This window comes from Streptomyces niger (genome assembly GCF_000718305.1).
Taxonomy (GTDB): Bacteria; Actinomycetota; Actinomycetes; order Streptomycetales; family Streptomycetaceae; genus Streptomyces; species Streptomyces niger.
On sequence record NZ_JOFQ01000013.1, the window covers coordinates 48,249 to 74,929 of the forward strand.

The window sequence follows — 26,681 nt, forward strand, 5'->3', positions numbered from 1 at the left end:
GCACGTGGTGGTGCGGCGGTACCGAAGAGCCTAGAACGCCGGAACGGCGCTGGGGAGATCATTACAGTCATTGCTCCAGTCCGGTTTTCCCTGTTCCGCCGGGTCCCCTCCAGGGCGCGTCCCACCCCTGGAAATGCGTCCGGCTGCGGACGCCCCGCCTGGGACATCCGCAGCCGGTGAGCGGTGTTACAGGTACTGGCCGGTGTTCGCCACCGTGTCGATGGAGCGGCCGGTGTCCGCGCCCTGCTTGCCGGTGACGAGGGTGCGGATGTAGACGATCCGCTCGCCCTTCTTGCCGGAGATGCGGGCCCAGTCGTCGGGGTTGGTGGTGTTGGGGAGGTCCTCGTTCTCCTTGAACTCGTCCACGCACGCCTGGAGCAGGTGGGCGACCCGGAGGCCCTTCTGGTTCTGTTCGAGGAAGGCCTTGATGGCCATCTTCTTGGCGCGTCCGACGATGTTTTCGATCATGGCGCCGGAGTTGAAGTCCTTGAAGTACAGGACTTCCTTGTCACCGTTGGCGTAAGTGACCTCCAGGAAGCGGTTCTCCTCGGACTCCGCGTACATCTGCTCGACGACCGACTGGATCATGGCGCTGACCGCGGCCTTCGGCGATCCGCCGTGCTCGGCGAGGTCGTCGGCGTGCAGCGGCAGCCGGTCCGTGAGGTACTTCGAGAAGATGTCCTTGGCGGCCTCGGCGTCCGGACGCTCGATCTTGATCTTCACGTCGAGACGGCCGGGGCGCAGGATCGCCGGGTCGATCATGTCCTCGCGGTTCGAGGCACCGATGACGATCACATTTTCCAGGCCCTCCACACCGTCGATCTCGGAGAGCAGCTGCGGGACGATGGTGTTCTCCACGTCCGAGCTGACGCCCGAGCCACGGGTGCGGAAGAGGGAGTCCATCTCGTCGAAGAAGACGATGACGGGCGTGCCCTCGCTGGCCTTCTCCCTGGCCCGCTGGAAGACCAGGCGGATGTGCCGCTCGGTCTCGCCGACGTACTTGTTGAGGAGCTCGGGGCCCTTGATGTTGAGGAAGAAGCTCTTCCCCGCGGGCTTGCCGGTCACCTCGGCGACCTTCTTGGCGAGGGAGTTGGCGACCGCCTTGGCGATGAGCGTCTTGCCGCAGCCGGGCGGGCCGTAGAGCAAGACGCCCTTGGGCGGGCGCAGTTCGTGCTCCTTGAACAGATCGGGGTAGAGATACGGGAGCTCGACGGCGTCCCGGATCAGCTCGATCTGGCCGCCCAGACCGCCGATCTTGGTGTAGTCGATGTCCGGTACCTCTTCGAGGACCAGCTCTTCGACCTCGCTCTTGGGGATGACTTCGTAGACGTAGCCGGAGCGGGGTTCGAGCAGCAGGGCGTCGCCGGGGCGGATGGTGATGTCCAGCAGTGGCTCGGCGAGCCGCACCACCCGCTCCTCGTCGGTGTGCCCGATGACCAGGGCGCGCTCGCCGTCCTCCAGGATTTCCTTGAGGGTGACGATGTCCCCGGCGCTCTCGAACTCCATGGCCTCGACCACGTTGAGCGCTTCGTTGAGCATGACCTCCTGGCCACGCCTGAGCTCTTCGAGCTCGACGCTCGGGCTGACATTGACCCGGAGCTTTCGTCCTCCGGTGAAAATGTCGGCCGTGCCGTCCTCGTTCGCCTGCAGGAAGACACCGAAGCCGGCCGGCGGCTGCGCGAGCCGGTCGACTTCCTCCTTGAGCGCGACGATCTGGTCGCGGGCCTCACGGAGAGTATTGGCGAGTCGCTCGTTCTGAGCCGATACGCCAGCCAGGTTTGTCTGCAGCTCGACGATCCGCTCTTCGAGAATCCTCGTGTGACGCGGAGAGTCGGCGAGCTTGCGTCGCAGGACGGCGATCTCCTGCTCGAGATAGGCAACCTGGCCGGCAGGGTCATCAGACCCCCGCCCCGGCCGGATGCCGCGGTTGATGTCGTCGTCGTGGGCTGCCACGGTCCTCACCTCCTCCAAGGGGAGCTGGACGCTTCCTGACCCTACCTGGGCCGGTGCAGGTTGAAACCCCTAGATCGAAAAGACTGTCGGGGTGTGTCCGATCTTCACCCTTGCGCACGTCCTCACCCCGGGGTGATACCCACCCGACAACATCCGAAAGCGACCGGTTGTATCGTCGACACGGTCAACACCCGTCAGTGCTGGCACTACTTAGTCAACATCGGTTAAACGCACGCAGGAACGGCAGGCGAGATGAGCGCCCAGGAAGAAGCCACCGAGCTAGAGGTCTGGATCGACCAGGACCTGTGCACGGGCGACGGCATCTGTGCGCAGTACGCGCCGGAGGTTTTCGAGCTCGACATCGACGGGCTCGCGTACGTGAAAAGCGCCGACGACGAGCTGCTGCAGGACAAGGGCGCCACCACGCCGGTTCCGCTGCCGCTGCTCAACGACGTGCGGGACTCCGCGAAGGAGTGCCCCGGCGACTGCATCCACGTGCGCCGCGTGTCGGACAAGGCCGAGGTCTACGGGCCGGACGCGGAGTAACGGAGGGCTACGGTCCGGACGTCGGACCGCGGCGGGCCGCTGCCCACGCAGGGGCGCACCGGGCCCGCCGGCCCAGCCCGGTCAGATGCCCTGGGAAGCGGGGAGGTCACCCTCCGCAGCGGAGTGTTCGCTCTGGACGAACTTGCCGTCCTGCCACTGCCACTTGGCGCCCTTGCGGACGTCGGGGCAGCAGCGGGGCACGTCGGTCGCGGAGTATCCCAGGAGCGTGGCGCTCACGGCCCGGCCGCTCAGCGCGAGGCCCTGCACGCTCATCTTGTCGGCCGGGTCGACGAGGGTGGCCACGACGCGCGGCGCCGCTCCTTTCACGGAGGGCGCGGCGAGGACGTACACACCACTGGGCGGGGTGCCCATCTCGGCCTTGCAGCGCACCACGGCGACGGTCTCCGGGCCGCCGTCGCCGTCGAGGTCCCCCGAGACCTTGTCGGTCACCTGGACGGGGTTGGGTCCGCAGTCGAGCGGATAGTGCGCGGCGCGGGCGTCCGGGGCGGTGGCCGCGGGGGCGGGCCGGCTGCCGGCGGAGGTCGCGGCGGAGGCGGTCGCGACCGCGCCGGCAGGCTGGACCAGGGAGGCGAGGGCGACGACACCCGCGACGGCGGTCGCGGTGGCGAGCCACTGCATCAGGCTCGTGCTGGTGTGCGGAAGGTCCGGGCCTGCCAAGGACTGCACGCGGAATAACTCCTGGGAAGAGCTGTGGCGGTGGGGGTTGCCCGGCATCGTTCCACACGACGCCCCGCCACGGAACCAACAAGTCCGGACCGAGAAGAAAACTTGAAGAACTCGATCCTTGTCCTGGAAACGCGGCGGCTCCGCGGGCGGTTCCCGAACGGTGGAAACACGTCGGAACCGGCCATGGGCCCGCGTACCGGCCCGGGCCCTGAAACGCGTCGGCGCCGCCGGTGGTTCCCTGCGGGGAACTCACCGGCGGCGCCGTGCGGTTCGGTATGCGGTGGCGAGCCGTACGCGGTCAGCTCTCGGCGGAGTCCGCGCTGCTCTCCCGGCCTGCCTCCGGCTGCCCGGACTGCTCCTGGCCGGCGGCCTGCTCCTGCTGCTCGCGTTCCTTCTTCTCGCGCAGCTTCTGTGCCGGGGTCTTGTGCACCGGCTGCTCCTCGGCGGGCGCGGACTGGCCACCGGGGCCCGTGTAGTCCTCGCCGTACGCGCCCTTGGCGGGCCGGCGGCGGCGCAGCGGCGGCTCGACGCCGTCCGCGAGGCGGCGGGCGGTGAGCAGGAAGCCGGTGTGGCCGATCATGCGGTGGTCGGGGCGGACGGCGAGGCCCTCGACGTGCCAGGTGCGGACCATGGTCTCCCAGGCCGACGGCTCGTTGAAGGTGCCGTGCTCGCGGATGGCCTCCACCGTGCGGGCCAGCTGCGTCGTGGTGGCGACGTACGCGCAGAGGATGCCGCCCGGGACGAGCGCCTTGGAGACGGCGTCCAGGCACTCCCACGGGGCGAGCATGTCCAGGATGACCCGGTCGACGTCGGTGTCGGAGAGGTTGTCCTGGAGGTCACCGACGGTGAGCGTCCACGCGGGGTGCGGGCCCCCGAAGTACCGCTCGACGTTCTGGGTGGCGATCTCGGCGAAGTCGGCGCGCCGCTCGTAGCTGTGCAGCATGCCCTGGTCGCCGATGGCGCGCAGCAGGAAGCTGCTGAGCGACCCGGAGCCGACTCCGGCCTCGACGACGCGGGCGCCGGGGAAGATGTCGGCCATCGCCAGGATCTGCCCCGCGTCCTTGGGGTAGACCACGGCGGCACCGCGGGGCATGGACAGGACGTAGTCGGGGAGCAGGGGGCGCAGCGCGAGGTAGGCGACGTTCCCGGTGGTACGGACAACACTGCCCTCGGGAGCGCCGATCAGCTCGTCGTGGGGGAAGGCTCCCTTGTGGGTGTGGAAGCTCTTCCCCGCTTCGAGCGTGAACGTGTAGTGGCGACCCTTGGGATCGGTGAGCTGGACCTGGTCCCCGACCTTGAAGGGCCCGCGACGGCGGGCGGCACCGGTCGGTTCGGACATGTGACCAGCCTACCGGGCGTGCGGACCGCTCCGTACCAGGGCGGGGCCGGAGCGGGGCCGGGGCCGGCTGGGCGGGGCCTACGGGGCCGGTCGAACACCCCCGTCCCCCCAGCTGGGGGTTACCCGGGAGCGGGCCGCGGGAATCTTGGCCGGAACCGCTCGGTACGGGTCCGGGGCCGACCGGGACGGACCGCCCGGGGACCCGGTCGGGTACTCGGCAGGGACCGCCCTCGGCATTCCGGGGCGGAACCGTCCTCGGCGTTACGGGGCGGCCGTCCTCGGCGTTACGGGGCGGATCGGCGCGGCGCCTCAGGAGGGCCGGGCCATTGCTGCCACGAAGGCCTTCTCGACGTCGGCGGCGGAGAGGACGCCGTAGATCTCGCCGGTGTCCTCCACGACCAGGTACTCGGTGGCCGGGGTGGTGCGGAGGTGGTCCAGGAGGTCCTCGCCGGCCAGTTCGGCCGGGACCCGCATGCCTTCCTTGAGGTCCTGCGCGAGGCCGCTGACCGCGACCCAGGGGCGGCGGTGCTCGGGGATGGCGACGATCGCCGTCTCGCGGACGACCGCGGTGGGTACGCCGTGCCCGTCCACGACGACCAGCGCGCGGGCGCCCGCTTCGTTGGCGCGGCGCAGCGCTTCGGAGAGCGGCAGGCTCGGCTCCACGGGGACGGCGCGCCGGGTGAGCGCACGGGCCCGGAGGTCGGGGAGGTGTGCGCGGAGCCGGGCCATGCGCAGGCTGTTGCCGGCGCCGGTCCAGATGATCGCGGCGAGGATCGCGGCGAGCAGGGCGTCCGTGAGGGAGTCGACGTCGCCGATCTCGGGGCGTTCGTTGCCCAGGGCCCCGGTGTGGGTGAGCAGCGGCAGGCCGATGAGCACGGTGACGGCGAGCGCGCGGCCGACCCAGGCGGCGGCGACGGTGCCGGTCATCGGCTTGCCGGTGACGGCCCAGACGACGGCGCGGAGCATCCGGCCGCCGTCGAGCGGGAGGCCGGGGAGCAGGTTGAAGATCGCCACTATGAGGTTGGAGATCATCAGGCCGGCGATCAGGACGCCGGGGACCGTGCCGGGCTCGACGAGGTACATCGCGCCGTAGAAGACCCCGGCGAGCACGAGGGAGAGCAAGGGGCCCACGAAGGCGAGGACGAACTCGCGGCCGGGGGTCTCGGACTCCTTCTCGATCTCCGAGACGCCGCCGAAGAACTGGAGCTGGATGCGGCGTACGGGGAGCTTGAAGCGGAGTGCGGCGACGGTGTGCGCCAGCTCGTGCACCAGTACGGAGGCGTAGAAGGCGACGGCGAAGAAGAGGGAGACGAGGTAGCGGGCGGCGCCGAGCTCGGGCAGTACGCGTTCCAGCTGGCCGCCGAAGACCCAGGTGATCAGCGCGGCGACCAGGAACCAGCTGGGGGCGACGTACACGGGCACGCCGAAGGGCTTGCCCATGAGGATGCCGCCGCCGGGACCGCGGCGCCCGTTGGCGGCGCCGTCCACGGACCCCGGGGTGACGGCCGGCCGCTGGGGCGCCCCGCCGGCCGGAGCGCCGGTGGTCTCCTCGTCGCCGTCGCCCTTCGCGGGCGTGCCCTCCGACTCTTCCGTCCCCCTCTCGGGTACGTCCTTCCCCGTCTCCGCCGCCGCTCCGTCCTGCGGTGCGTCCTGGGCGGTTCGCGGTGCGGCGGCGGACTCCTGGGCGTCCTGCGGGCCCTGCGGCTTCCCGCTCTCGTCCACGGTGTCCCCTCGTCGGTGTGCGGCCTTCGCCCTGACCGGTCTGTCCGGTTCGGTACCACGCTCTCGGTACCCCGATCATGCAGGGCGAAGCGGTCCGTCGTCGATGGTATGCGGAATGCTGTCGGTGGCGGGCCGTAGGGTCTATGGCTATGGACACGAGCACCGAGAAGGCCGTACGGGCAGCGCCGGCCGCGGCGCGCCCGGTGGCGCTGTCGCCCTCCCGCGCGAGCGATTTCATGCAGTGCCCCCTGCTGTACCGCTTCCGGGTGATCGACAAGCTGCCGGAGAAGCCCAGTGAGGCGGCCACCCGGGGCACGGTGGTGCACGCGGTCCTGGAGCGGCTCTTCGATGCGCCGGCGGCGGAGCGTACGGCGCCGAGCGCGCGGGCCATGGTGCCGGGCGAGTGGGCGAAGCTGCTGGAGAAGCGGCCGGAGCTCGCGGAGCTGTTCGCCGACGATCCGGAGGGCGAGCGGCTGTCCCGCTGGCTGGCGGACGCCGAGAAGCTGGTGGAGCGGTGGTTCTCGCTGGAGGACCCGACGCGGCTGGAGCCGGCGGACCGCGAGCTGTACGTGGAGACGGTGCTGGAGTCGGGGCTGCAGCTGCGTGGCTTCATCGACCGGGTGGACGTGGCGCCGACGGGCGAGGTGCGCCTGGTGGACTACAAGACGGGCAAGGCCCCGCGCCCGGAGTACAGCGACGGTCCGCTGTTCCAGATGAAGTTCTACGCGCTGGTGCTGTGGCGGCTGCGCGGGCTGGTGCCGCGCCGGCTGCAGCTGGTCTATCTGGGCAGCGGCGACGTGCTGACGTACGACCCGACCGAGGCGGATCTGCGGGGGGTGGAGCGCAAGCTGCTGGCGTTGTGGGACGCGATCCAGCGGGCGACGGATTCGGGTGACTGGCGGCCGCGGCCGACGAAGCTGTGCAACTGGTGCGACCACCAGGCGGTGTGCCCGGAGTTCGGCGGCACTCCCCCGCCGTATCCGCTGGCGACGGGCGCGGCCGTCCCCGGTGGGGTGCTCCCGGTGATCCCGGCGCCGCAGTCCGGGGACGCGCCGGCAGGGCAGAATGGGGCCGCAGGCCAATCGAAGGAGAGTTCGTGACTATCCGCGTCCTGCTGGTCGACGACCAGCCGCTGCTGCGTACCGGCTTCCGGATGATCCTGGAGGCGGAGCAGGACATCGCGGTCGTCGGCGAGGCCGGTGACGGCATGCAGGCGCTGGACCAGGTGCGGGCGCTCCAGCCCGACGTGGTGCTGATGGACATCCGGATGCCGCGGATGGACGGCGTGGAGGCGACCCGCCGGATCACCGGTCCGGCGAAGGACGGCCCGGCGAAGGTCCTGGTGCTGACCACGTTCGACCTGGACGAGTACGTGGTGGAGGCGCTGCGGGCCGGGGCGAGCGGCTTCCTGCTGAAGGACGCGCCGGCGAACGAGCTGGTGCAGGCGATCCGGGTGGTGGCGGCCGGCGAGGCGATGCTCGCGCCGAGCATCACGCGTCGGCTGCTGGACAAGTACGCCACGCATCTGCCGTCGGGCGAGGAGGCGGTGCCGGACACGCTCGGCACGCTGACCGAGCGCGAGGTGGAGGTGTTGAAGCTGGTGGCGCGCGGGCTGTCGAACGCGGAGATCGCGGCGGATCTGTTCGTCAGCGAGACGACGGTGAAGACGCACGTGGGTCATGTGCTGACGAAGCTGGGGCTGCGGGACCGGGTGCAGGCGGCGGTGTACGCGTACGAGAGCGGGCTGGTGCGTCCCGGCGCGCAGTGAGCGAGCGGATGCGGGAAGGCCCGGCGCGGTTCCCCGCGCCGGGCCTTCCTGCGTTCAGGTCCGTCCTTCGGAGTCTCAGTCCTCCGAGCTCTTGCTGATCTCCCAGAAGCGGAAGACCGTCGAGGAGTCCAGCGTCCATTCCAGGCCGGAGACGGTGTCCCGGGCCACGGCGTACTGCTTGCCCTGCCACAGCGGGATCATCGGCAGCTCGTCGGCGACGATCTGCTGCACCTCGCGGTAGTCCTTCTTGGTGGCGCCGCGGTCGGGCTCGGCGGCGGTCCTGGGGAGCAGGCTGCCGGTGATGCGCGGGGAGTCGTAGCCGTTGTTCAGGACGTTGCCCTTGCCGAAGAACGGCTGGGTGAAGTTGTCGGGGTCCGGGTAGTCGGGGACCCAGCCCTTGACGTACACGCCGTACTTGCCGGCGGCCACGCCCTTCTCGTACTGGTCGATCGGCACGCTCTTGACCTTGGCGTCGAAGAGGCCGCTGGAGTTGAGCTGCTGGGCGATCTCCGCCATGGCGGCGTCGGTGTCGGGGCCGTAGCGGGTCGGGGTCGACCAGATGGTGATCTTGGCCTTGCCCTGGATGCCGGCGGAGCGCAGTGCCGCCTCGGCCTTGGCGCGCTGCGGGCGGGACCCGTAGGTGTCGAAGAAGGCCGTGGTGTGGCCGGTGATGCCGGCCGGCACGATGGAGAAGAGCGGCTCGACGGTGCGCTGGTAGACGTCGCGGACCAGCGCGGCGCGGTCGATGGTGTACGCCATGGCCTTGCGGACGCCGAGCTTGCCGGTGACCGGGTCCTTGGTGTTGAGGACCAGGTGCATGACCTCGGCGCTGTCGCCCTCGACGACCTGGGTGTGGCCGCTGTCGACGGCATGGTCGAGGCCGGCGATGTCCTTGTTGGCGAGGCCGCGGTAGGCGACGTCGACCTTGCCGGCCTGCACGGCGTCCTTCAGTGCCGTCTGCGAGTCGAAGAACTTCATGGTCATGCCGGAGTTCTTCACCTTGGCGGGCCCCTTGTATGAGGGGTTGACGGAGAAGACGGCCTGCTTGTCGTTGTAGCTGTTGAGCTTGTAGACGCCGGAGCCGACGGCCTTGCCGTCGGTGCGGAGCTTGTCGGCCGGGTACTGCTTGCGGTCGACGATGGAGCCGGCGCCGGAGGCGATCTTCTGGGGGAAGGTCGCGTCGGGCGTCTTGAGGTGGAAGACGACGGTCTTGTCGTCCGGGGTCTGGATCTTGTCCAGGCCGGCGAGCATGACGGCGGGGCCGTCCTTGTCGTCGATCCGCAGGGTGCGGTCGAAGGAGTACTTCACGTCCTTGGACGTGAGAGGGTCCCCGTTGCTGAACTGCAGCCCGTCCTTGAGGGTGCAGCGGTAGACCTTGCTGCTGTTGTCCGTGAAGGTGCAGCTCTCGGCGGCTTCCGGGCGGGGGGTGGTGCTGCCCTTGGGGAAGCTGATCAGGGACTGGAAGACGTTGTTGAACAGAAGCCAGGAGCCGGGGTCGTAACCGGACGCCGGGTCGATCGACTTGATGGCATCCGTCATGCCCATGACCACAGGTTCGCCGACCCCGGCACCCTCGTCGTCGCCCGAGCCGCAGCCGGCGAGCAGGGCTGCGGCCAGCCCCGCACACAAGGGGGCGGCGAGCAGCTGGTCACGTTTCCTCACGTGCGCGTTCCTCACAGTTGGTGTCGCGGTTGCCTGCCGACGAGGCCGTCGGCCGATGAGAGCGAGCGGCTCGCTCTCCGGGCGGGCCGGCCGGCGCCCGGAGGCGCCGGCCGGCCGTTGCTCGGGCGTCAGTCGGCGACGCCGCGGCCCAGTTCCCAGATCTGCAGCGCGGAGGAGGAGTTCAGCGCCCACTCCACGCCGGTGATGTCGTCACGCGCGGCGACGTACTGCTTGCCCTGCCACAGCGGGAGGACGGGAACGTCGTCGGCCACGATGTTCTGCGCCTGCTTGAAGCTGCCCGCCGCCGCGTTGCGGTCCGCCTGCTGGCGGGTGGCCGGGATCAGCTGGTCCTCGATCTCGCGGTTGCGGTACGGGGAGCCGAGGAAGTTGTTGTTGCCGATGAAGGGCGCCAGGTAGTTGTCGGCGTCCGGGATGTCGGCGTACCAGCCCATGCCCCAGACCGGGTACTTGCCCTTGGCGGAGTCCTCGCGGAACGTCTGCCAGCTGGCCACGCCCTTGAGGGTCACGTCGAACACGCCGTCCTTGTTCAACTGCTTCTGCAGCTCCTTGAACTCGTCCTTGGTGATCGAGCCGTAGTGGTTCTCGGTGTAGGCGAGGGTGATCTTCACCGGCGTGTGGATGCCGGCGCTCCGCAGGAGGCGCTTGGCAGCGGCCGGGTCGGGGTTGCCGTACTTGCTGAAGAAGGAGTTGATGTGGCCGGTGAGGCCGGTCGGCACCAGGGAGTACAGCGGGTCGCCGGTGTGTGCGTACACGTCGCGGACCAGGGCCGGGCGGTCGACCATCTGCGCCATGGCCTGGCGTACCGCCTTGTTGCGCACGGCGGGCGCGTCGGTGTCGAAGGCGAGGTAGCGGATCTCCTGGCCGGGCGTCTCCTGGAGCACGACGTGGGAGTCCCTGGCGTCTTCCAGGCCCTCGATCTGATGCGGCGACAGGGTGCGGTTCATCAGATCGATGTCGCCCTTGCGGAGCGCATTCTCCATGGCGTCGGAGTCCTCGAAGAACCGCATCTCGACCTTGTCGTTCTGCGGGTCGATGCCCCCCTTGTACTCGGGGTTGCGGGTGAAGACGGCCTTGGTGACGCGGTTGCCGCTGTGCTCCGCCTCCAGCTGGTACGGGCCGGAGCCGACCAGGTCGAAGCCCTTGTAGAGGGCGTTGCGCGGGTAGACCTTGTGGTCGACGATCGCGGCGGCGGGGGTGGCGAGCTTCTGCGGGAAGGTCGCGTCGGGCTTCTTGAGGTGGAAGACCACCTCGTGCCGGCCGGAGGTCTCGACGGTGTCGATGTTGTTCATCAGCGTCACCGGACCGTTGGTGTCGTTGATGCGCAGCATCCGGTCGACGGAGAACTTCACGTCGGCCGCGGTCAGCGAGTCGCCGTTGGAGAACTTCAGGCCGTCGCGGAGGGTGCAGCGGTACTGCTCGTTCCGGGTGTCGCGGAAACCGCAGGAGCGGGCCGCCTCGGGGACCGGCGCGGTGCCGGTACGGGGCAGCCGCATCAGGGTCTGGTAGGTGCCGCGCAGGACGTTCCAGGCGCCGACGTCGTAGGTCTGGACGGGGTCGAAGGGGGCCGGTGCGGCCTTGGACGCCTCGATGGTGTCGGTGGTGCCGACGACGATCGCTTTACCGTCCCCACCTGCGCTGTCGCCGCCGCCGCAGGCGGCCAGCACAGGGGCGAGCAGACCGGCCAGGGCCGGCAGCACCAAGGTCTTGCGATTCATCGTCGGCAGGTTCCTTATCAGCGCAGAGGTGTTGCTCGCGTCGACATTAGTAGGAACGGTCAGCGGGTCCGTGACACAGCAGAGTTGAGCGCATATCACGCCGGGATAACACTCCCGGGGTGACCGATATCCGGACACCGGAACGATTCGTACGCCGATTCACCAATCCGGACACTTACCCCCGCCCAACCCCCTCACATACCCGCCTGGAACAGGCTACGCCCCGACTGTCGAGAGGCCGGGGCGTGATAAACGTCACGGATCACAATGCAACCCACAGCATGGGAATTCAGTGGCCGCATTAGTCACGCAAAATGAGCGCTCCGCTCCTCAGCGTCCCGCCGGCCATTCCGCCGGCGACGCTCAGTACCGGGTCACCCCTTTTCCGTGATGAGCGACCGCAGAAAAGGCAGATCGACCTCTTCCAGGGACCCCACGACCGTCCGCGTGGGGGTCGGCTCGATCGGCAGCAGCGACGGCACGGCGACCACCCGGCAGCCGGCCGCCTCGGCGGACGTCACGCCGGTCACGGTGTCCTCCACCACCGCGCAGCGCGCCGGGTCCACGCCGAGCCGGGTCGCGGCGGTCAGGTACGGGTCGGGGTGCGGCTTGGTGCGCGCGAGGTCGTCGCCGGCGAGGGTGAGGTGGAAGTGCTCAGCGCCCAGCGAGTCGAGCATGCGGTCGATGATGTCGCGGTGCGAGGCGGAGACCAGCGCGGTGGGCACCTGGTGTGCCGCCAGCTCGGCCAGCAGCCGGCGGGCGCCGGGCATGAGCGGCACGCCACGGGCGATCCGGGCGGCGAACCGGGCGTTGAGCAGCACGGTCAGCTCGGCGAGCGCGATCGTGGCGCCGGTGGCCTGGATGAGGTACGAGGCGCTGCGGCTCATCGGGCCGCCGACCACCACCTGGCGGTGCGCCTCGTCCAGGATGTACCCGAGGTCGGCGAAGACCTCGGCCTCCGCCTCCCACCAGAAGTTCTCGGTGTCGACGAGGGTGCCGTCCAGATCGAGGAAGACGGCCTGGAGGGTGGAGCCTTCGGCCGTTCGGGTGCCGACGGCGGGGATGCTGCTGGTCATCCGTACACCTCCGTTGCAGGGGTCCCCGGAGGGACAAAAGGGCCGGCCGCCTTTCCGCGGGGAAAGACGACCGGCCGCTACCGGACCGATAAGTGTACGACTGTGCCGGTCCGTACGCTCTCGTCCTCGACCGGAAGCCCGGCTTCGGGCCGGGCCCCGGTCAGTGGTTCACCGCGCTACCGCGCGTTGAAGTACTTCGCCTCCGGGTGGTGGATGACGATGGCGTCGGTGGACTGCTCGGGGTGGAGCTGGAACTCCTCGGAGAGCTGGACGCCGATCCGCTCGGGCTGCAGCAGGTCCGCGATCTTCGCGCGGTCCTCCAGGTTCGGGCAGGCGCCGTACCCGAGGGAGAAGCGCGCGCCGCGGTACTTCAGCGCGAACATGTCCTCCATGTCGCTGGGGTCCTCGCCCTGGAAGCCCAGCTCGGCGCGGACGCGGGCGTGCCAGTACTCGGCGAGGGCCTCGGCGAGCTGGACGGAGAGGCCGTGCAGCTCCAGGTAGTCGCGGTAGGAGTCGGCCGCGAAGAGCTTCGCGGTCTCCTCGCCGATCTTGGAGCCGACGGTGACGACCTGCAGGCCGACCACGTCGGTCTCGCCGGACTCCTCCGGGCGGAAGAAGTCCGCCAGGCACAGCCGGCGGCCGCGGCGCTGGCGCGGGAAGGTGAAGCGGGTCCGCTCGGTGCCGTCCTCGTTCAGCAGGATGAGGTCGTCGCCCTTGGAGTGGCACGGGAAGTAGCCGTGCACGACGGCGGCTTCGAGGAGGTTCTCGGTCTGGAGCTTGTCCAGCCAGCCGCGCAGCCGCGGCCGGCCCTCGGTCTCCACCAGCTCCTCGTACGTCGGGCCATCACCCGTACGGGCCTGCTTCAGGCCCCACTGGCCCTTGAAGAGCGCGCCCTCGTCCAGCCAGGAGGCGTAGTCGGCGAGCTGGATGCCCTTGACCACCCGGGTGCCCCAGAACGGCGGGGTGGGGACGGGGTTGTCGGTGGCGACGTCCGAGCGGACCGAGCCCTCCGGCTCCTCGACCTCCAGTTCCGCGATGTCCCGCTTGGGCACCCGGCGCTGCTTCAGCTCCGGCAGGGTGGCGCCGGGCACGCCGCGCTTGACGGCGATCAGCGCGTCCATCAGGCGCAGGCCCTCGAAGGCGTCGCGGGCGTAGCGGACCTCGCCCTCGTAGATCTCGTGCAGGTCCTGCTCCACGTACGCGCGGGTCAGCGCCGCGCCGCCGAGGATGACGGGGAAGTCGGCGGCCATCTTGCGCTGGTTGAGCTCCTCCAGGTTCTCCTTCATGATCACCGTGGACTTCACCAGCAGCCCGGACATGCCGATCACGTCGGCCTTGTGCTCCTCGGCGGCCTCCAGGATCGCGGAGACCGGCTGCTTGATGCCCAGGTTGACGACGTTGTAGCCGTTGTTGGAGAGGATGATGTCGACGAGGTTCTTGCCGATGTCGTGGACGTCGCCGCGGACGGTGGCCAGCACGATGGTGCCCTTGCCCTCGTCGCCCTCCACCTTCTCCATGTGGGGCTCCAGGTAGGCCACCGCGGTCTTCATGACCTCGGCGGACTGGAGCACGAACGGCAGCTGCATCTGGCCGGAGCCGAAGAGGTCACCGACGACCTTCATGCCGGCCAGGAGGGTGTTGTTGACGATGTCCAGCGCCGGGGTGGTCTCCAGCGCCTCGTCCAGGTCGGCCTCCAGGCCGTTCTTCTCGCCGTCGATGATGCGCCGCTGCAACCGCTCCTCCAGGGGCAGCGCGGCCAGCTCCTCGGCCTTACCCGCCTTCAGCGACTTCGCCGTGGCCCCCTCGAAGAGCTGCATGAGCTTTTGCAGCGGGTCGTACTCGCCCTCGCGCCGGTCATAGATCAGATCCAGCGCGGTGGTCACCTGCTCCTCATCGAACCGCGCGATCGGCAGGATCTTGCTCGCGTGCACGATCGCCGAGTCCAGGCCCGCCTTGACGCACTCATCCAAGAACACGGAGTTCAGCAGGATCCGCGCGGCCGGGTTCAGGCCGAAGGAGATGTTGGACAGACCCAGCGTGGTCTGCACCTCCGGATGGCGCCGCTTCAGCTCGCGGATCGCCTCGATGGTGGCGATGCCGTCCTTGCGGGACTCCTCCTGACCGGTGCAGATGGTGAAGGTCAGGGTGTCGATGAGGATGTCGGACTCGCGGATACCCCAATTGCCGGTCAGATCCTCGATGATCCGCTCGGCGATGGCCACCTTGTGCTCGGGGGTACGGGCCTGGCCCTCCTCATCGATGGTCAACGCGATCAGCGCGGCGCCGTGCTCCTTGGCCAGCGCGGTGACCTTCGCGAAACGCGACTCCGGCCCGTCGCCGTCCTCGTAGTTGACCGAGTTGATCACCGCGCGGCCGCCGAGCTTCTCCAACCCGGCCTGGATGACGGGCACCTCGGTGGAGTCCAGCACGATCGGCAGCGTGGAGGCGGTGGCGAACCGCCCGGCCAGCTCGGCCATGTCGGCCACACCGTCCCGGCCCACATAGTCCACGCACAGGTCCAGCATGTGCGCGCCCTCGCGGATCTGGTCCCGGGCCATCTCCACGCAGTCGTCCCAGCGGCCCTCCAACATGGCCTCACGGAACTTCTTGCTGCCGTTGGCGTTGGTCCGCTCCCCGATCGCCAGGTAGGAGGTGTCCTGGCGGAAGGGGACGGTCTGGTAGAGCGAGGCGGCGCCCGGCTCCGGGCGGGGGCTGCGCTCGGTCGGGGCGGCGCCGCGCACCCGCTCCACGACCTGCCGCAGGTGCTCGGGGGTGGTGCCGCAACAGCCGCCGACCAGCGAGAGGCCGTACTCACCCACGAAGGTCTCCTGCGCGTCGGCCAGCTCGGCCGCCGTCAGGGGGTAGTGCGCGCCGTCCTTGCCCAGGACCGGCAGGCCCGCGTTGGGCATGCAGGAGATCGGGACGCGGGAGTGGCGGGCGAGGTAGCGCAGGTGCTCGCTCATCTCGGCCGGGCCGGTGGCGCAGTTCAGGCCGATCATGTCGATGCCCAGCGGCTCCAGCGCGGTCAGCGCGGCGCCGATCTCGGAGCCCAGCAGCATCGTGCCGGTGGTCTCGACGGTGACGGAGCAGATGATCGGAAGGTGGGTGCCGGTGGCGTCCAGGGCGCGACGGGCGCCGAGGACGGCGGCCTTGGTCTGCAGCAGGTCCTGGGTGGTCTCCACCAGCAGCGCGTCCGCGCCGCCGGCGATCATGCCTTCGGCGTTCTGCTGGTAGGCGTCGCGCAGCGTGGTGTACGGGGCGTGGCCCAGGGTGGGCAGCTTGGTGCCGGGGCCCATGGAGCCGAGCACCCAGCGCTGCCGGCCGGTGGAGGCGGTGAACTCGTCGGCGACCTCGCGGGCGATGCGCGCGCCGGCCTCGGACAGTTCGAAGACCCGCTCGGGGATGTCGTACTCCCCCAGTGCCGCATGGTTCGCGCCGAAGGTGTTGGTCTCGACGCAGTCCACGCCGACCGCGAAGTACTCCTCGTGGACGGAGCGCACGATGTCGGGGCGGGTGAGGTTCAGGATTTCGTTGCAGCCTTCGAGCTGCTGGAAATCGTCCAGGCTGGGGTCCTGGGCCTGGAGCATGGTGCCCATGGCTCCGTCGGCGACCACGACGCGCGAGGCGAGGGCCTCACGGAATGCGTCGATGCGGGCTGAGGGTGTGGTCGTAGGCGTGTGCGAGGCCATGGAGATGCTCCCGTGGTTGCGACGGCTGTCGGCTTTGCGTCCTCCGGTACGAGGACGCACCGGGACAGGGTATCTGCCGCGCGCTTTTCGGTGGTGGGCGTATCACGGCGTGGGACGGCGTCGCACTCGTACGGCAGGGCCGGGCCCGGCTTACGCCGGATCGGTCCCCGGACGGGCGGGTGGGCGCGTCGCTCGCCCGACCATGATCATGGTTCGGTGTACGGCCCACTCCCCTCGGGTCGGCATCGACCGATATCGTTTGGCATTGTCGAACCGCTCTTCCCGGAGGTTGCTCCATGGCACGGACCATTCAGTCGCTGGAGCGCGCCGCGGCCATGCTGCGGTTGCTGGCCGGCGGCGAACGGCGTCTGGGGCTCTCCGACATCGCCTCCTCGCTGGACCTGGCCAAGGGCACGGCCCACGGCATCCTGCGCACCCTCCAGCAGGAGGGCTTCGTGGAGCAGGACGCGGCCTCGGGCCGGTACCAGCTGGGCGCCGAGCTGCTGCGGCTGGGCAACAGCTACCTGGACGTGCACGAGCTGCGGGCGCGCGCCCTCGTGTGGACCGACGACCTGGCCCGCTCCAGTGGCGAGAGCGTCTACCTGGGGGTGCTGCACCAGCAGGGCGTGCTGATCGTGCACCACGTCTTCCGGCCGGACGACAGCCGGCAGGTGCTGGAAGTGGGCGCCATGCAGCCGCTGCACAGCACCGCGCTGGGCAAGGTCCTCTCCGCGTACGACCCGGTGGCGCACAGCGAGGCGGTGGAGGGGGAGCGGGAGGCGTTCACCGCGCGCACCCTCACCGACCTGGAGGCCTTCGAGGGCGTGCTGGATCTCACCCGCGCGCGGGGCTGGGCGGCGGACGTGGAGGAGACCTGGGAGGGCGTGGCGTCGGTGGCCGCGCCGATCCACGACCGGCGGCGGATGCCGGTGGGCGCGGTGGGCATCACCGGTGCCGTGGAGCGGGTGCAGCGGGACGGTGAGCTGCGTCCCGACATCGTCGCCGCGGTGAGGGACTGCGCACGGGCCGTGTCCAGGGATCTGGGCGCACAGCGCTTCTAACCGTTTTGCCCGGTTTTTCGGCTTAGGTTTTCCTTCACAGAACCCTTGACGGGCTACTGGCCGTAAACAAAACTGCCGTTCGTCGGTCGGCATTGTCGAACACCTTACGACGATTGTCGTATGGTGGGCAGTGCCGGATCGCCGATCAATGCCCTCACCGAGGGCTCGGACCACCGGAGGGACCCGGGGTACGGCGCATCTCGGTGTCCATCTGGACGAAGGACAAAGGAGTCGCGGGTGTCCAGCTCCGACATCTTCATCAGCGAGACCATCGGTACCGCTGTGCTGATCCTGCTGGGCGGTGGCGTGTGCGCCGCCGTCACTTTCAAGCGCTCGAAGGCGCACGAGGCCGGCTGGGTGGCGATCTCCCTCGGCTGGGGATTCGCCGTCCTCACCGGCGCGTACATCGCCGCCAAGTCCGGCGCGCACCTGAACCCCGCCGTCACGGTCGGCCTGGCCATCCAGGGCGGCATCGAGTGGAGTCAGGTCCCGGTGTACTTCGCCGGTGAGCTGCTCGGCGCGATGATCGGCGCGGTCTGTGTGTGGCTCGCCTACTACGGCCAGTTCCAGGCCCACCTCACCGACCCCGAGGTGATCAACCCGCCGCGGGGTGACGAGGGTCTCGTCGACCAGGCCGAGGCCCCGAAGGCCGGCCCGGTGCTCGGCGTCTTCTCCACCGGCCCGGAGATCCGCAACGCGTGGCAGAACCTGGTCACCGAGATCATCGCCACGACCGTGCTCATCCTGGCGATCCTGACCCAGGGCCTGAGCGACGACGGCAAGGGCGTCGGCCCGATCGGCGCGCTGCTGACCGCGCTGGTCGTCGTCGGCATCGGCCTCTCGCTGGGCGGCCCGACCGGTTACGCCATCAACCCGGTCCGCGACCTGGGCCCGCGCATCGTGCACGCACTGCTGCCGCTGCCCAACAAGGGCGGCTCGGACTGGGGCTACGCCTGGATCCCGGTCGCCGGCCCGCTGATCGGCGGGGCCATCGCCGGCGGCATCTACAACGTCGCCTTCGCCTGAGACCGAGCCAGAGCCGTAACAGAGCCGCAAGCCACCGCACCTCCTGGAGCACACACCATGAGCGACACCCACCCCACCGGCACTTCCTCCCACGGCCATGGGCCGTTCATCGCCGCCATCGACCAGGGCACGACCTCCAGCCGCTGCATCGTCTTCGACCGCGACGGCCGCATCGTCTCGGTCGACCAGAAGGAACACGAGCAGATCTTCCCCAAGCCCGGCTGGGTCGAACACGACGCCACCGAGATCTGGGAGAACGTCCAGCAGGTCGTGGCCGGCGCCATCGAGAAGGCCGGCATCACCGCCGCCGACGTGAAGGCCATCGGCATCACGAACCAGCGCGAGACCACGCTGCTCTGGGACAAGAACACCGGCGAGCCGGTCCACAACGCCATCGTCTGGCAGGACACCCGCACCGACGCGCTCTGCAAGGAGCTGGGCCGCAACGTCGGCCAGGACCGCTTCCGCCGCGAGACCGGCCTCCCCCTCGCCTCGTACTTCGCCGGGCCGAAGATCCGCTGGCTGCTGGACAACGTCGAGGGCCTGCGTGAGCGCGCCGAGGCCGGCGACATCCTCTTCGGCACCATGGACTCCTGGGTCATCTGGAACCTCACCGGCGGCGTCGACGGCGGCAAGCACGTCACCGACGTCACCAACGCCTCCCGCACCATGCTGATGAACCTCCGCAAGCTGGAGTGGGACCCCAAGATCCTCAGCTCGATGGGCATCCCCGCCGCCGTGCTCCCGGAGATCAGGTCCTCCGCCGAGATCTACGGCGAGACCGCCTCCGGCGTGCTGGCCGGTGTCCCGGTCGCCTCCGCGCTCGGTGACCAGCAGGCCGCCCTCTTCGGCCAGACCTGCTTCGACAAGGGCGAGGCCAAGTCCACGTACGGCACCGGCACCTTCATGCTGATGAACACCGGCGACGAGCCCGTCAACTCCTACAACGGCCTGCTGACCACGGTCGGCTACCGCATCGGCGACCAGGCCCCGGTCTACGCGCTGGAAGGCTCCATCGCCGTCACCGGCTCGCTGGTGCAGTGGATGCGCGACCAGATGGGCCTCATCAACTCCGCCGCCGAGATCGAGACCCTGGCCTCCACGGTCGAGGACAACGGCGGCGCCTACTTCGTACCGGCCTTCTCCGGCCTGTTCGCCCCGTACTGGCGCTCCGACGCGCGCGGCGTGATCGCGGGCCTGACCCGGTACGTCACCAAGGCGCACATCGCGCGCGCCGTCCTCGAGGCCACCGCCTGGCAGACCCGCGAGATCACCGACGCCATGACGAAGGACTCCGGCGTCGAGCTGACCTCGCTGAAGGTCGACGGCGGCATGACCTCCAACAACCTGCTGATGCAGACGATCTCGGACTTCCTGGACGCGCCCGTGGTGCGCCCGATGGTCGCCGAGACCACCTGCCTCGGCGCTGCCTACGCGGCCGGCCTGGCCGTGGGCTTCTGGTCCGGCACCGACGAGCTGCGCGCCAACTGGCGGCGGGCCGCCGAATGGACCCCCCGTATGGACGCGGCCACCCGTGACCGCGAGTACAAGAGCTGGCTCAAGGCCGTCGAGCGGACCATGGGCTGGATCGACGACGAGAGCTGACGAGGAGCAAGATCATGAGCACCCTGCAGAGCGTCCCGGCACTCGGGACGCACCCGGCCGACGGTTCGCTCCCGAGCCGCGCCGAGACCCGGGAGCGGCTCGACAAGGCGACGTACGACCTCCTGGTGATCGGCGGCGGCATCCTGGGCATCTCCACCGCCTGGCACGCCGCGCAGTCGGGGCTGCGGGTTGCGCTGGTGGACGCCGGTGACTTCGCCGGCGCCACCTCCTCCGCCTCCTCCAAGCTGCTCCACGGCGGCCTGCGCTACCTGCAGACCGGCGCGGTGAAGCTGGTGGCGGAGAACCACTTCGAGCGCCGCGCCGTCTCCCGCCAGGTCGCCCCCCACCTGTCGAACCCGCTGACCTTCTACCTGCCGGTCTACAAGGGCGGCCCGCACGGCGCGGCCAAGCTCGGCGCGGGCGTCTTCGCCTACTCCGCGCTCTCCGCGTTCGGCGACGGCGTCGGCCACGTCATCAGCCCGGCCAAGGCCCAGCGCGACGTGCCGGAGCTGCGCACGGAGAACCTCAAGGCCGTGGCCGTGTACGGCGACGACCAGATGAACGACTCCCGGATGGCCCTGATGACGGTCCGCGCGGCCGTCGAGGCCGGCGCGACCGTGCTGAACCACGCCGAGGTCACCGGGCTGCGCTTCACCCAGGGCCGGGTCACCGGCGCCGACCTGAAGGACCGTACCGACGGCACCGAGTTCGGCGTCAACGCCCGCCTGGTGCTGAACGCCACCGGGCCGTGGGTGGACCACCTGCGCAAGATGGAGAACCCCGCCGCGGCCCCCTCCATCCGCCTCTCCAAGGGCGCGCACCTGGTCCTCAAGCGCACCTCCGCCTGGAACGCGGCGCTGGCGACCCCGATCGACAAGTACCGCATCACCTTCGCGCTGCCGTGGGAGGACCAGCTGCTGCTGGGCACCACCGACGAGGAGTACGAGGGCGACCCGGCGGACGTCGCGGTCAACGAGAAGGACATCGCGCAGATCCTGGACGAGGCCGCGTTCTCCGTCCGGGACCAGCAGCTCTCCCGCGACCTGATCACCTACTCCTTCGCGGGCCTGCGGGTGCTGCCGGGCGGTCCCGGCGACACCTCCAAGGCCAAGCGCGAGACGGTCGTCACCGAGGGCGCCGGCGGCATGCTGTCGGTGGCCGGCGGCAAGTGGACGACGTTCCGGCACATCGGACGTACTGTCATGAACAAGCTCGCCGCGCTGCCCGGACACCCGCTCGGCGAGGACATGGAGCCGATCTCGGAGCTGCCGAAGAAGCTGCCGCTGCCGGGCATCGCCAACCCGCAGGCGGTCGCGCACCGGCTGCTGGTCGACGGCGGCAACCCCGGCCCGCACATGTCGGCCGACACCGCCCGGCACCTGGCCACCCACTACGGCTCGCTGTCCTTCGACATCGCGCGCCTGGCGAACGAGGACCCGGCGCTGGCCGAGCGGATCCACCCCGACGCGCCCGAGATCTGGGCCCAGGTCGTCTACGCCCGCGACCACGAGTGGGCGGAGACCGCGGACGACGTGCTGCGTCGCCGTACGACGCTGACGATCCGGGGCCTGGCGACGGACGAGGTCCGCGCGAAGGTCGAGGACGTGCTGGCCGCGCGCAAGGGCTGAGGCCACGCCCGGCGGGCGGTTCCGCCGCCGGGGACGGGGCGGGATTCCGGGTACCGGGTCCCGCCCCGCCGCGTTCCCGCGGGCATACGGGCATAATGGCTCCCCATCAGACATCCGATGTCTGGCGGCGGTTTTCGGGCTTTCAGGCGTTGCGAGCGGGGAGGTCGGCCATGGCGGTCACGGACGAGGCCATCGAGAAGATCAAAGGCATGATCGTCTCGGGCGCGCTGCGCCCCGGCGACCGGCTGCCCAAGGAGAGCGAACTCGCCGCCGAGCTGGGCCTGTCCCGCAACTCCCTGCGCGAGGCCGTCCGCGCCCTGGCGCTGATCCGCATCCTGGACGTGCGCCAGGGCGACGGCACGTACGTCACGAGCCTGGACCCGCAGCTGCTCCTGGAGGCGATGAGTTTCGTCGTGGACTTCCACCGCGACGACACCGTCCTGGAGTTCCTGGCCGTCCGCCGGATCCTGGAGCCGGCCGCCACCGCGATGGCCGCGGCCCGGCTCACGCCCGAGCAGCTGGACGCGCTGGACGCGCAGCTCGACGCGCTCGGCACCGCGCCGGCGGTGGAGGAGCTGGTCGCCTGCGACCTGGAGTTCCACCGCAGCATCGTGGCCGCCTCCGGCAACTCGGTGCTCTGTTCGCTGCTGGACGGCCTCTCCGGGCCCACCACCCGCGCCCGCATCTGGCGCGGGCTGACCCAGAAGGACGCGGTGACCCGCACGCTGACCGAGCACCGGGCCATCGTCGCCGCGCTGCGGGCCCGCGACGCGGAGGCGGCCCGCTCCTGGGCCACCGTGCACATCGCCAGCGTGGAGCAGTGGCTGCGGGCGTCCCTGTGACGGCCGGCTCCCGCTGAGGCCGGCGGGCCGTTCCGGGGGTGGCTCGCGGGCCGTGGAAACCGGCCGTCGTGCCGGGCGCCCCGCGGCCGCCGCCGGGGCCGTACGGTGGTCCGGCCCGGGCGGCGGCGTGGCGGGACATCCGATCTGTCCTGCGCTCCGATGTCTGGCCCGGTCGCTCGGGCATCGCCCGGGAGAGGCCCGTCAGTTGACAGGGACAGATCGGATGAATGAGCACTCGTTAGTGCAGAGGGGCTGCGTTCGGGTACCACGGACGCCGTAGGCTGGGGGCGCACGGAACGGGAACAGTGACCGGTGGCCGCCGAAGAGGGCGCACCGGCCGGAAGGAGGCGTCGGGTGATCGAGCTGGAGGGGGTGCCCGAGCTGATCGATCCGGTCATGGTGGCCGCGTTCGAAGGCTGGAACGACGCCGGCGACGCCGCCTCCGCCGCGGTCGCGCACCTGGACCGGGAGTGGAAGGGCGAGGTCTTCGCCGCGCTGGACGCCGAGGACTACTACGACTTCCAGGTCAACCGCCCCACCGTTTTCCTGGAGGACGGCGTACGCAAGATCACGTGGCCGACGACCCGGCTCTCCGTGGTGCGGGTGGGCGGCGACAAGCCGCGCGACCTGGTGCTGGTGCGCGGCATCGAGCCGAGCATGCGCTGGCGGTCCTTCTGCAACGAGATCCTGGGCTTCGCGCACGAGCTGGGCGTGGAGATGCTCGTCGTGCTCGGCGCGCTGCTCGGCGACACCCCGCACACCCGCCCGGTCCCGGTCAGCGGCGTCACCTCCGACCCCGACCTGGCGCGCACGATGGACCTGGAGGAGAGCAAGTACGAGGGCCCGACGGGCATCGTCGGCATCCTCCAGGAGGCCTGCACGCACGCCGGGGTGCCGGCGGTGAGCCTCTGGGCGGCCGTGCCGCACTACGTCTCGCAGCCGCCCAACCCCAAGGCGACGCTGGCGCTGCTCAACCGCCTGGAGGACCTGCTGGACCTGCGGATCCCGCTGGGCGAGCTGAGCGAGGACGCGCGGGCGTGGCAGCTGGGCGTGGACCAGCTGGCGGCCGAGGACAGCGAGGTCGCCGAGTACGTCCAGTCGTTGGAGGAGGCCCGGGACACCGCCGAGCTGCCGGAGGCGTCGGGCGAGGCCATCGCCCGGGAGTTCGAGCGCTACCTGCGCCGGCGGGACCCGCAGGCCGGGCCTGGGCTGGCCACCGACGGCGGGCTCGGCGACGGCCGCGACGGCGGCTACCTGCGCGACTCCCCCAGCGGGCGGACCCGGCCGCCCAAGCCGCCGAAGGCGGAGGGCGGGCAAGGGCCGGCCCGCGCGGAGGACGGCCCCGCGAAGCAGCAGGGCAAGCCGGACCGCGAGCCGGGCGAGGAGCGGACCGCGGACGCCGGCGGGCCGCCGGCTGCCGAGGGCTCCGAGGACGCGGGCCCGAAGGGATCGGGAGGCGCGGCCTCGACGGAGTCCGAGGGCACGGACGCGAAGGGGTCCGGGAGCGCGGACCCGGCGGACCGGCCGGACTCCCCTGATCCCGATTCCTCGGAGGACTGACCGGAACGGAGCGGGGCGGTGCATTTGCACCGCCCCGCTTCGTCGTTCCCGCCTCCGGCCAGGTGGTCTGCGGGCACTTCCGCCCCAACGTCCCGCGTACGTCTCCGTAGTGTTTGACCGCTTGACGGTGCGTCATACGGTTTCCGGCCGATTCGCCCCCGCTTCCCACTTCGGCCGGATCCCAAACACTCGGGCTTCCGGCGGCTGGACGAAGCCGGACGGAGGTAGCAGGGTGACGCCCCGGAGCCCCGGCGACACGGCGCCGCAACATCTGGGACGCACCGCTGTTGCACGGAGCGGCGTGTGCCGGGTGCGGCACGCACGGGGCGGCAGGGCAGGGCATGGAGCAGCACCCGAAGGGAGCGGTCCCAGCGATGACCGATCAGGCACCTCCCGGTACGGGCCCCGGTATGGCGGGCCCCGGACCCGACGGAGCGGGATTCACCTACCAAGGAGCCGAACCGGAGCTGATCGTCGTCGCGCGGGCCGAGCCCCGGCTCCGCGCCGGCGCGGGCGGCGTGCGGTCGGCCTCCGGAGCGGACGTCTCCGCACTGGAGATGTTCCTCAGTGACCAGCAGCTCACCCTTGAGCCGCTCTTCGGCAACGAGGACCGGATCGCCGCGGCCGCACCCCCGGAGCCCTCCGCGGGCGCCGGTACGCTCCCGGACCTCACGCTCTTCTACCGGGTGAAGGGCGGCGAGAACAGGGCCGTCGAGCTGACCGCCCGGCTCTCCGCCCTCCCGGAGATCGAGACGGCGTACCTCAAGCCGGGTGCCGTGCCCGCCGCCATGCCCGCCCACGATCCCGAGGAGGGCCAGGGACGCAAGGAGCGCAAGGAGGGGGCGCCGGCGACCCCCGACTTCACGGGCCGTCAGGGCCACCTCGGTGCCGCTCCCGAGGGCGTGAACGCCGTATGGGCCTGGCAGCGGCAGGGCGGTGACGGCGAGGGCGTCACCATCATCGACGTCGAGGGCGCCTGGCAGTTGGGCCATGAGGACCTGTCGGAGCGGCTGGCCGGCGTGGTGGTCGGCACCCCGTACCAGGACCTGGCGTGGCGCAACCACGGTACGGCCGTCCTCGGTGTCATCGGGGGCGACCGCAACGACAAGGGTGTGGTGGGCATCGCGCCCGGCGCGGTGACCGCCGCCGCCGCCATCCAGGGCATCGGTTCGGCGGCGGCGATCCACGCGGCGGCCGAGCGGCTGTCGCGCGGCGACATCGTGCTGATCGAACTGCACCGGCCGGGCCCCCGGTTCGACTACGAGCACCGCGACGACCAGCGCGGCTACATCCCGCTGGAGTGGTGGCCGGACGACTTCGCCGCGATCCGCTGGGCGACGGCGAAGGGCGTCGTCGTGGTGGAGGCCGCCGGCAACGGTGCGGAGAGCCTGGACGACGCGCTGTACGAGCGTCGCCCCGACCGCTTCCCGGAGTGGTGGCGCAACCCGTTCAACCCCTCCAACCAGGCATCCGGCGCGATCTTCGTCGGGGCCGGCGCCCCGCCGCCCGGCACCCACGGCCGCGATCACGGTCCGGACCGGTCCCGGCTGGGGTTCTCCAACTACGGGACCCGGTTGGACGCCCAGGGCTGGGGCCGCGAGGTCACCACGACCGGCGGCTTCTGGGACCGGCCGGGCGACCTGCAGGGCGGTACCGAGGAGATCGCCTGGTACACCGACAGCTTCTCGGGCACCTCATCGGCCTCCCCCGTCGTGGTCGGCGCCGTGGCGTCGCTGCAGGGCATGCTCAAGGCCGCGGGCCTGGAGCCGATGGGTCCCGAGCAGGCACGTGAAGTGCTGCGGAACACCGGGTCCCCGCAGCAGGACGCACCGGGCCGGCCGGCCTCCCAACGGATCGGCAACCGGCCCGACATCAGGGCGGCGGTGACGCACCTGGTGCCCACCTCGGTCGGCTCCGGCCAGGCCGAGCGGTACTGGGACGAGTTGCTTCCGTACCCCCGAGAACTCCCTCCGCGGCTCCGGCTGTTCGTGGCCGGCGCGTGGCGGAACCTGAACCGACCGGCGCCCGAGGTGCGCCAGGCGGTGCACTCCGCCTTCGCGGGGGGACGGCCCGACGTACGTGTGTGGTACTCCGACGACGAGGTCGTGGGTCTGGTCATCACAGGCTGACGAGCTGGTCGTCACCGGCTGAAGCACACCAACAAGTCAGGGAAAGGTAGCAATGACCACTCAGATGAACCCGCTCGCGCAGCTCGGTCAGCTCGGCCAGCAGCAGCCCAGCACGTCCCCGTTCGGTCAGCAGGGCATGGGCCAGCAGCAGCCCTTCGGGCAGCAGCAGCCGTTCGGCCAGCAGCAGCCGTTCGGCCAGCAGATGCAGCAGCCCATGGGCGGGCTCGAGCAGCTTCAGCAGCTCGGCCAGCAGCAGCCGTTCCAGCAGCTGCTGCAGCAGCTGGGCGGCGGCCAGCAGCAGTACGGCCAGGCGCAGCAGATGGAGCAGCAGCACGAGCAGCAGTACCAGCAGCAGCTGCAGCAGATCCAGCAGCAGGTCGTCCAGCAGGTGCAGCAGGTCCAGCAGCAGGAGGCGCAGCAGCTGGCCTCCGGTGTGGCGAACGCCTTCATCTCCATCCCGCAGCCGCTTCCGGGCCAGCCGCGGCTGATCGTCCTGCGCATCAACAACCAGCTGCGCGTTCTGCCCAACCCGACCACCGAGACCTTCGACCAGGTCCAGGAGGCCTTCGCCTTCGGTCAGCACGTGGTCGGCATCTGGCACACCCAGGCCCCGAGCGTCCTGCGCAGCATCCGCATCCAGCGGATCTGACGT

Annotated in this window: 20 protein-coding genes; 11 read left to right on the plus strand and 9 right to left on the minus strand. The window is 70.5% G+C overall.

The features are described 5' to 3' along the window. Positions 1-186: 186 nt before the first annotated feature. The gene (gene arc / locus IF20_RS24470; protein WP_052867452.1) at positions 187-1,953 is read right to left on the minus strand and encodes a proteasome ATPase; all 1,767 of its coding nucleotides are present in this window, start codon (positions 1,951-1,953) and stop codon (positions 187-189) included. A gap of 252 nt (positions 1,954-2,205) precedes the next feature. Between arc and IF20_RS24475 the strand changes: the two genes are divergently transcribed. Beyond that, positions 2,206-2,499 (plus strand): ferredoxin, encoded by a 294-nt coding sequence (locus IF20_RS24475; RefSeq protein ID WP_030252045.1) that lies wholly within the window; start codon positions 2,206-2,208, stop codon positions 2,497-2,499. 81 nt (positions 2,500-2,580) lie between these two features. Here IF20_RS24475 and IF20_RS24480 read toward each other — a convergent pair whose 3' ends face one another. The 3 genes from IF20_RS24480 to IF20_RS24490 form a co-directional block, all read right to left on the minus strand. After that, positions 2,581-3,186, minus strand: coding sequence for a hypothetical protein (locus IF20_RS24480; RefSeq protein WP_052867453.1), 606 nt, complete (start codon positions 3,184-3,186; stop codon positions 2,581-2,583). Between the two features lie 298 nt (positions 3,187-3,484). Continuing rightward, a complete protein-coding gene (locus tag IF20_RS24485; protein WP_234426802.1) occupies positions 3,485-4,525 on the minus strand; it encodes a tRNA (adenine-N1)-methyltransferase in 1,041 nt (346 codons plus the stop codon). 309 nt (positions 4,526-4,834) lie between these two features. Then, on the minus strand, positions 4,835-6,247 hold the full coding sequence (locus IF20_RS24490; RefSeq protein WP_052867454.1) for a site-2 protease family protein: 1,413 nt from the start codon (positions 6,245-6,247) through the stop codon (positions 4,835-4,837). Positions 6,248-6,396: 149 nt separating this feature from the next. On the opposite strand from IF20_RS24490, the gene IF20_RS24495 reads away from it, so the two are divergent. Both IF20_RS24495 and IF20_RS24500 read left to right on the plus strand, forming a co-directional pair. Continuing rightward, a complete protein-coding gene (locus IF20_RS24495; RefSeq protein ID WP_110944507.1) occupies positions 6,397-7,347 on the plus strand; it encodes a RecB family exonuclease in 951 nt (316 codons plus the stop codon). After that, complete coding sequence (locus IF20_RS24500) at positions 7,344-8,015, plus strand: response regulator (RefSeq protein WP_052867455.1); 672 nt, start codon at positions 7,344-7,346, stop codon at positions 8,013-8,015. Before IF20_RS24495 ends, IF20_RS24500 begins: the two co-directional genes overlap by 4 nt. Positions 8,016-8,090: 75 nt before the next feature. On the opposite strand, the gene IF20_RS24505 is transcribed toward IF20_RS24500, so the two are convergent. The 4 genes from IF20_RS24505 to metH form a co-directional block, all read right to left on the minus strand. Beyond that, positions 8,091-9,677, minus strand: a complete 1,587-nt coding sequence (locus IF20_RS24505) for an ABC transporter substrate-binding protein (RefSeq protein ID WP_052867456.1) — start codon at positions 9,675-9,677, stop codon at positions 8,091-8,093. 128 nt (positions 9,678-9,805) lie between these two features. Then, positions 9,806-11,413, minus strand: a complete 1,608-nt coding sequence (locus IF20_RS24510; protein ID WP_052867457.1) for an ABC transporter substrate-binding protein — start codon at positions 11,411-11,413, stop codon at positions 9,806-9,808. 374 nt (positions 11,414-11,787) lie between these two features. Next, the gene (locus IF20_RS24515) at positions 11,788-12,489 is read right to left on the minus strand and encodes an HAD family hydrolase (RefSeq protein ID WP_052867458.1); all 702 of its coding nucleotides are present in this window, start codon (positions 12,487-12,489) and stop codon (positions 11,788-11,790) included. 176 nt (positions 12,490-12,665) lie between these two features. Next, complete coding sequence (gene metH / locus IF20_RS24520) at positions 12,666-16,178, minus strand: methionine synthase (RefSeq protein ID WP_052867459.1); 3,513 nt, start codon at positions 16,176-16,178, stop codon at positions 12,666-12,668. A gap of 296 nt (positions 16,179-16,474) precedes the next feature. On the opposite strand from metH, the gene IF20_RS24525 reads away from it, so the two are divergent. The 7 genes from IF20_RS24525 (at position 16,475) to IF20_RS24555 (ending at position 26,029) form a co-directional block, all read left to right on the plus strand. Next, positions 16,475-17,239 carry an IclR family transcriptional regulator gene (locus tag IF20_RS24525; protein ID WP_052867460.1) on the plus strand — a complete coding sequence of 255 codons (765 nt, stop codon included), beginning with the start codon at positions 16,475-16,477 and terminating at the stop codon, positions 17,237-17,239. A gap of 237 nt (positions 17,240-17,476) precedes the next feature. Beyond that, positions 17,477-18,265, plus strand: a complete 789-nt coding sequence (locus IF20_RS24530; RefSeq protein ID WP_052867461.1) for an MIP/aquaporin family protein — start codon at positions 17,477-17,479, stop codon at positions 18,263-18,265. 57 nt (positions 18,266-18,322) lie between these two features. Then, positions 18,323-19,870, plus strand: a complete 1,548-nt coding sequence (gene glpK / locus IF20_RS24535) for a glycerol kinase GlpK (protein WP_052867462.1) — start codon at positions 18,323-18,325, stop codon at positions 19,868-19,870. 14 nt (positions 19,871-19,884) lie between these two features. Further along, a complete protein-coding gene (locus IF20_RS24540; protein ID WP_052867463.1) occupies positions 19,885-21,498 on the plus strand; it encodes a glycerol-3-phosphate dehydrogenase/oxidase in 1,614 nt (537 codons plus the stop codon). A gap of 170 nt (positions 21,499-21,668) precedes the next feature. After that, positions 21,669-22,340 (plus strand): FadR/GntR family transcriptional regulator, encoded by a 672-nt coding sequence (locus tag IF20_RS24545; RefSeq protein ID WP_052867464.1) that lies wholly within the window; start codon positions 21,669-21,671, stop codon positions 22,338-22,340. A 354-nt stretch (positions 22,341-22,694) separates the two neighbouring features. Beyond that, positions 22,695-23,900: a PAC2 family protein gene (locus tag IF20_RS24550; protein ID WP_234426803.1), complete on the plus strand. Its 1,206-nt coding sequence runs from the start codon at positions 22,695-22,697 to the stop codon at positions 23,898-23,900. A 374-nt stretch (positions 23,901-24,274) separates the two neighbouring features. Beyond that, the gene (locus IF20_RS24555) at positions 24,275-26,029 is read left to right on the plus strand and encodes a S8 family peptidase (protein ID WP_052867465.1); all 1,755 of its coding nucleotides are present in this window, start codon (positions 24,275-24,277) and stop codon (positions 26,027-26,029) included. Here the strand turns inward: IF20_RS24555 and IF20_RS40080 are convergent. Then, positions 26,019-26,363, minus strand: coding sequence for a hypothetical protein (locus tag IF20_RS40080; RefSeq protein ID WP_234426804.1), 345 nt, complete (start codon positions 26,361-26,363; stop codon positions 26,019-26,021). The genes IF20_RS24555 and IF20_RS40080 overlap by 11 nt on opposite strands. On the opposite strand from IF20_RS40080, the gene IF20_RS40085 reads away from it, so the two are divergent. After that, a complete protein-coding gene (locus IF20_RS40085; RefSeq protein WP_234426805.1) occupies positions 26,349-26,678 on the plus strand; it encodes a hypothetical protein in 330 nt (109 codons plus the stop codon). The genes IF20_RS40080 and IF20_RS40085 overlap by 15 nt on opposite strands. The last annotated feature ends 3 nt before the right edge of the window (positions 26,679-26,681 follow it).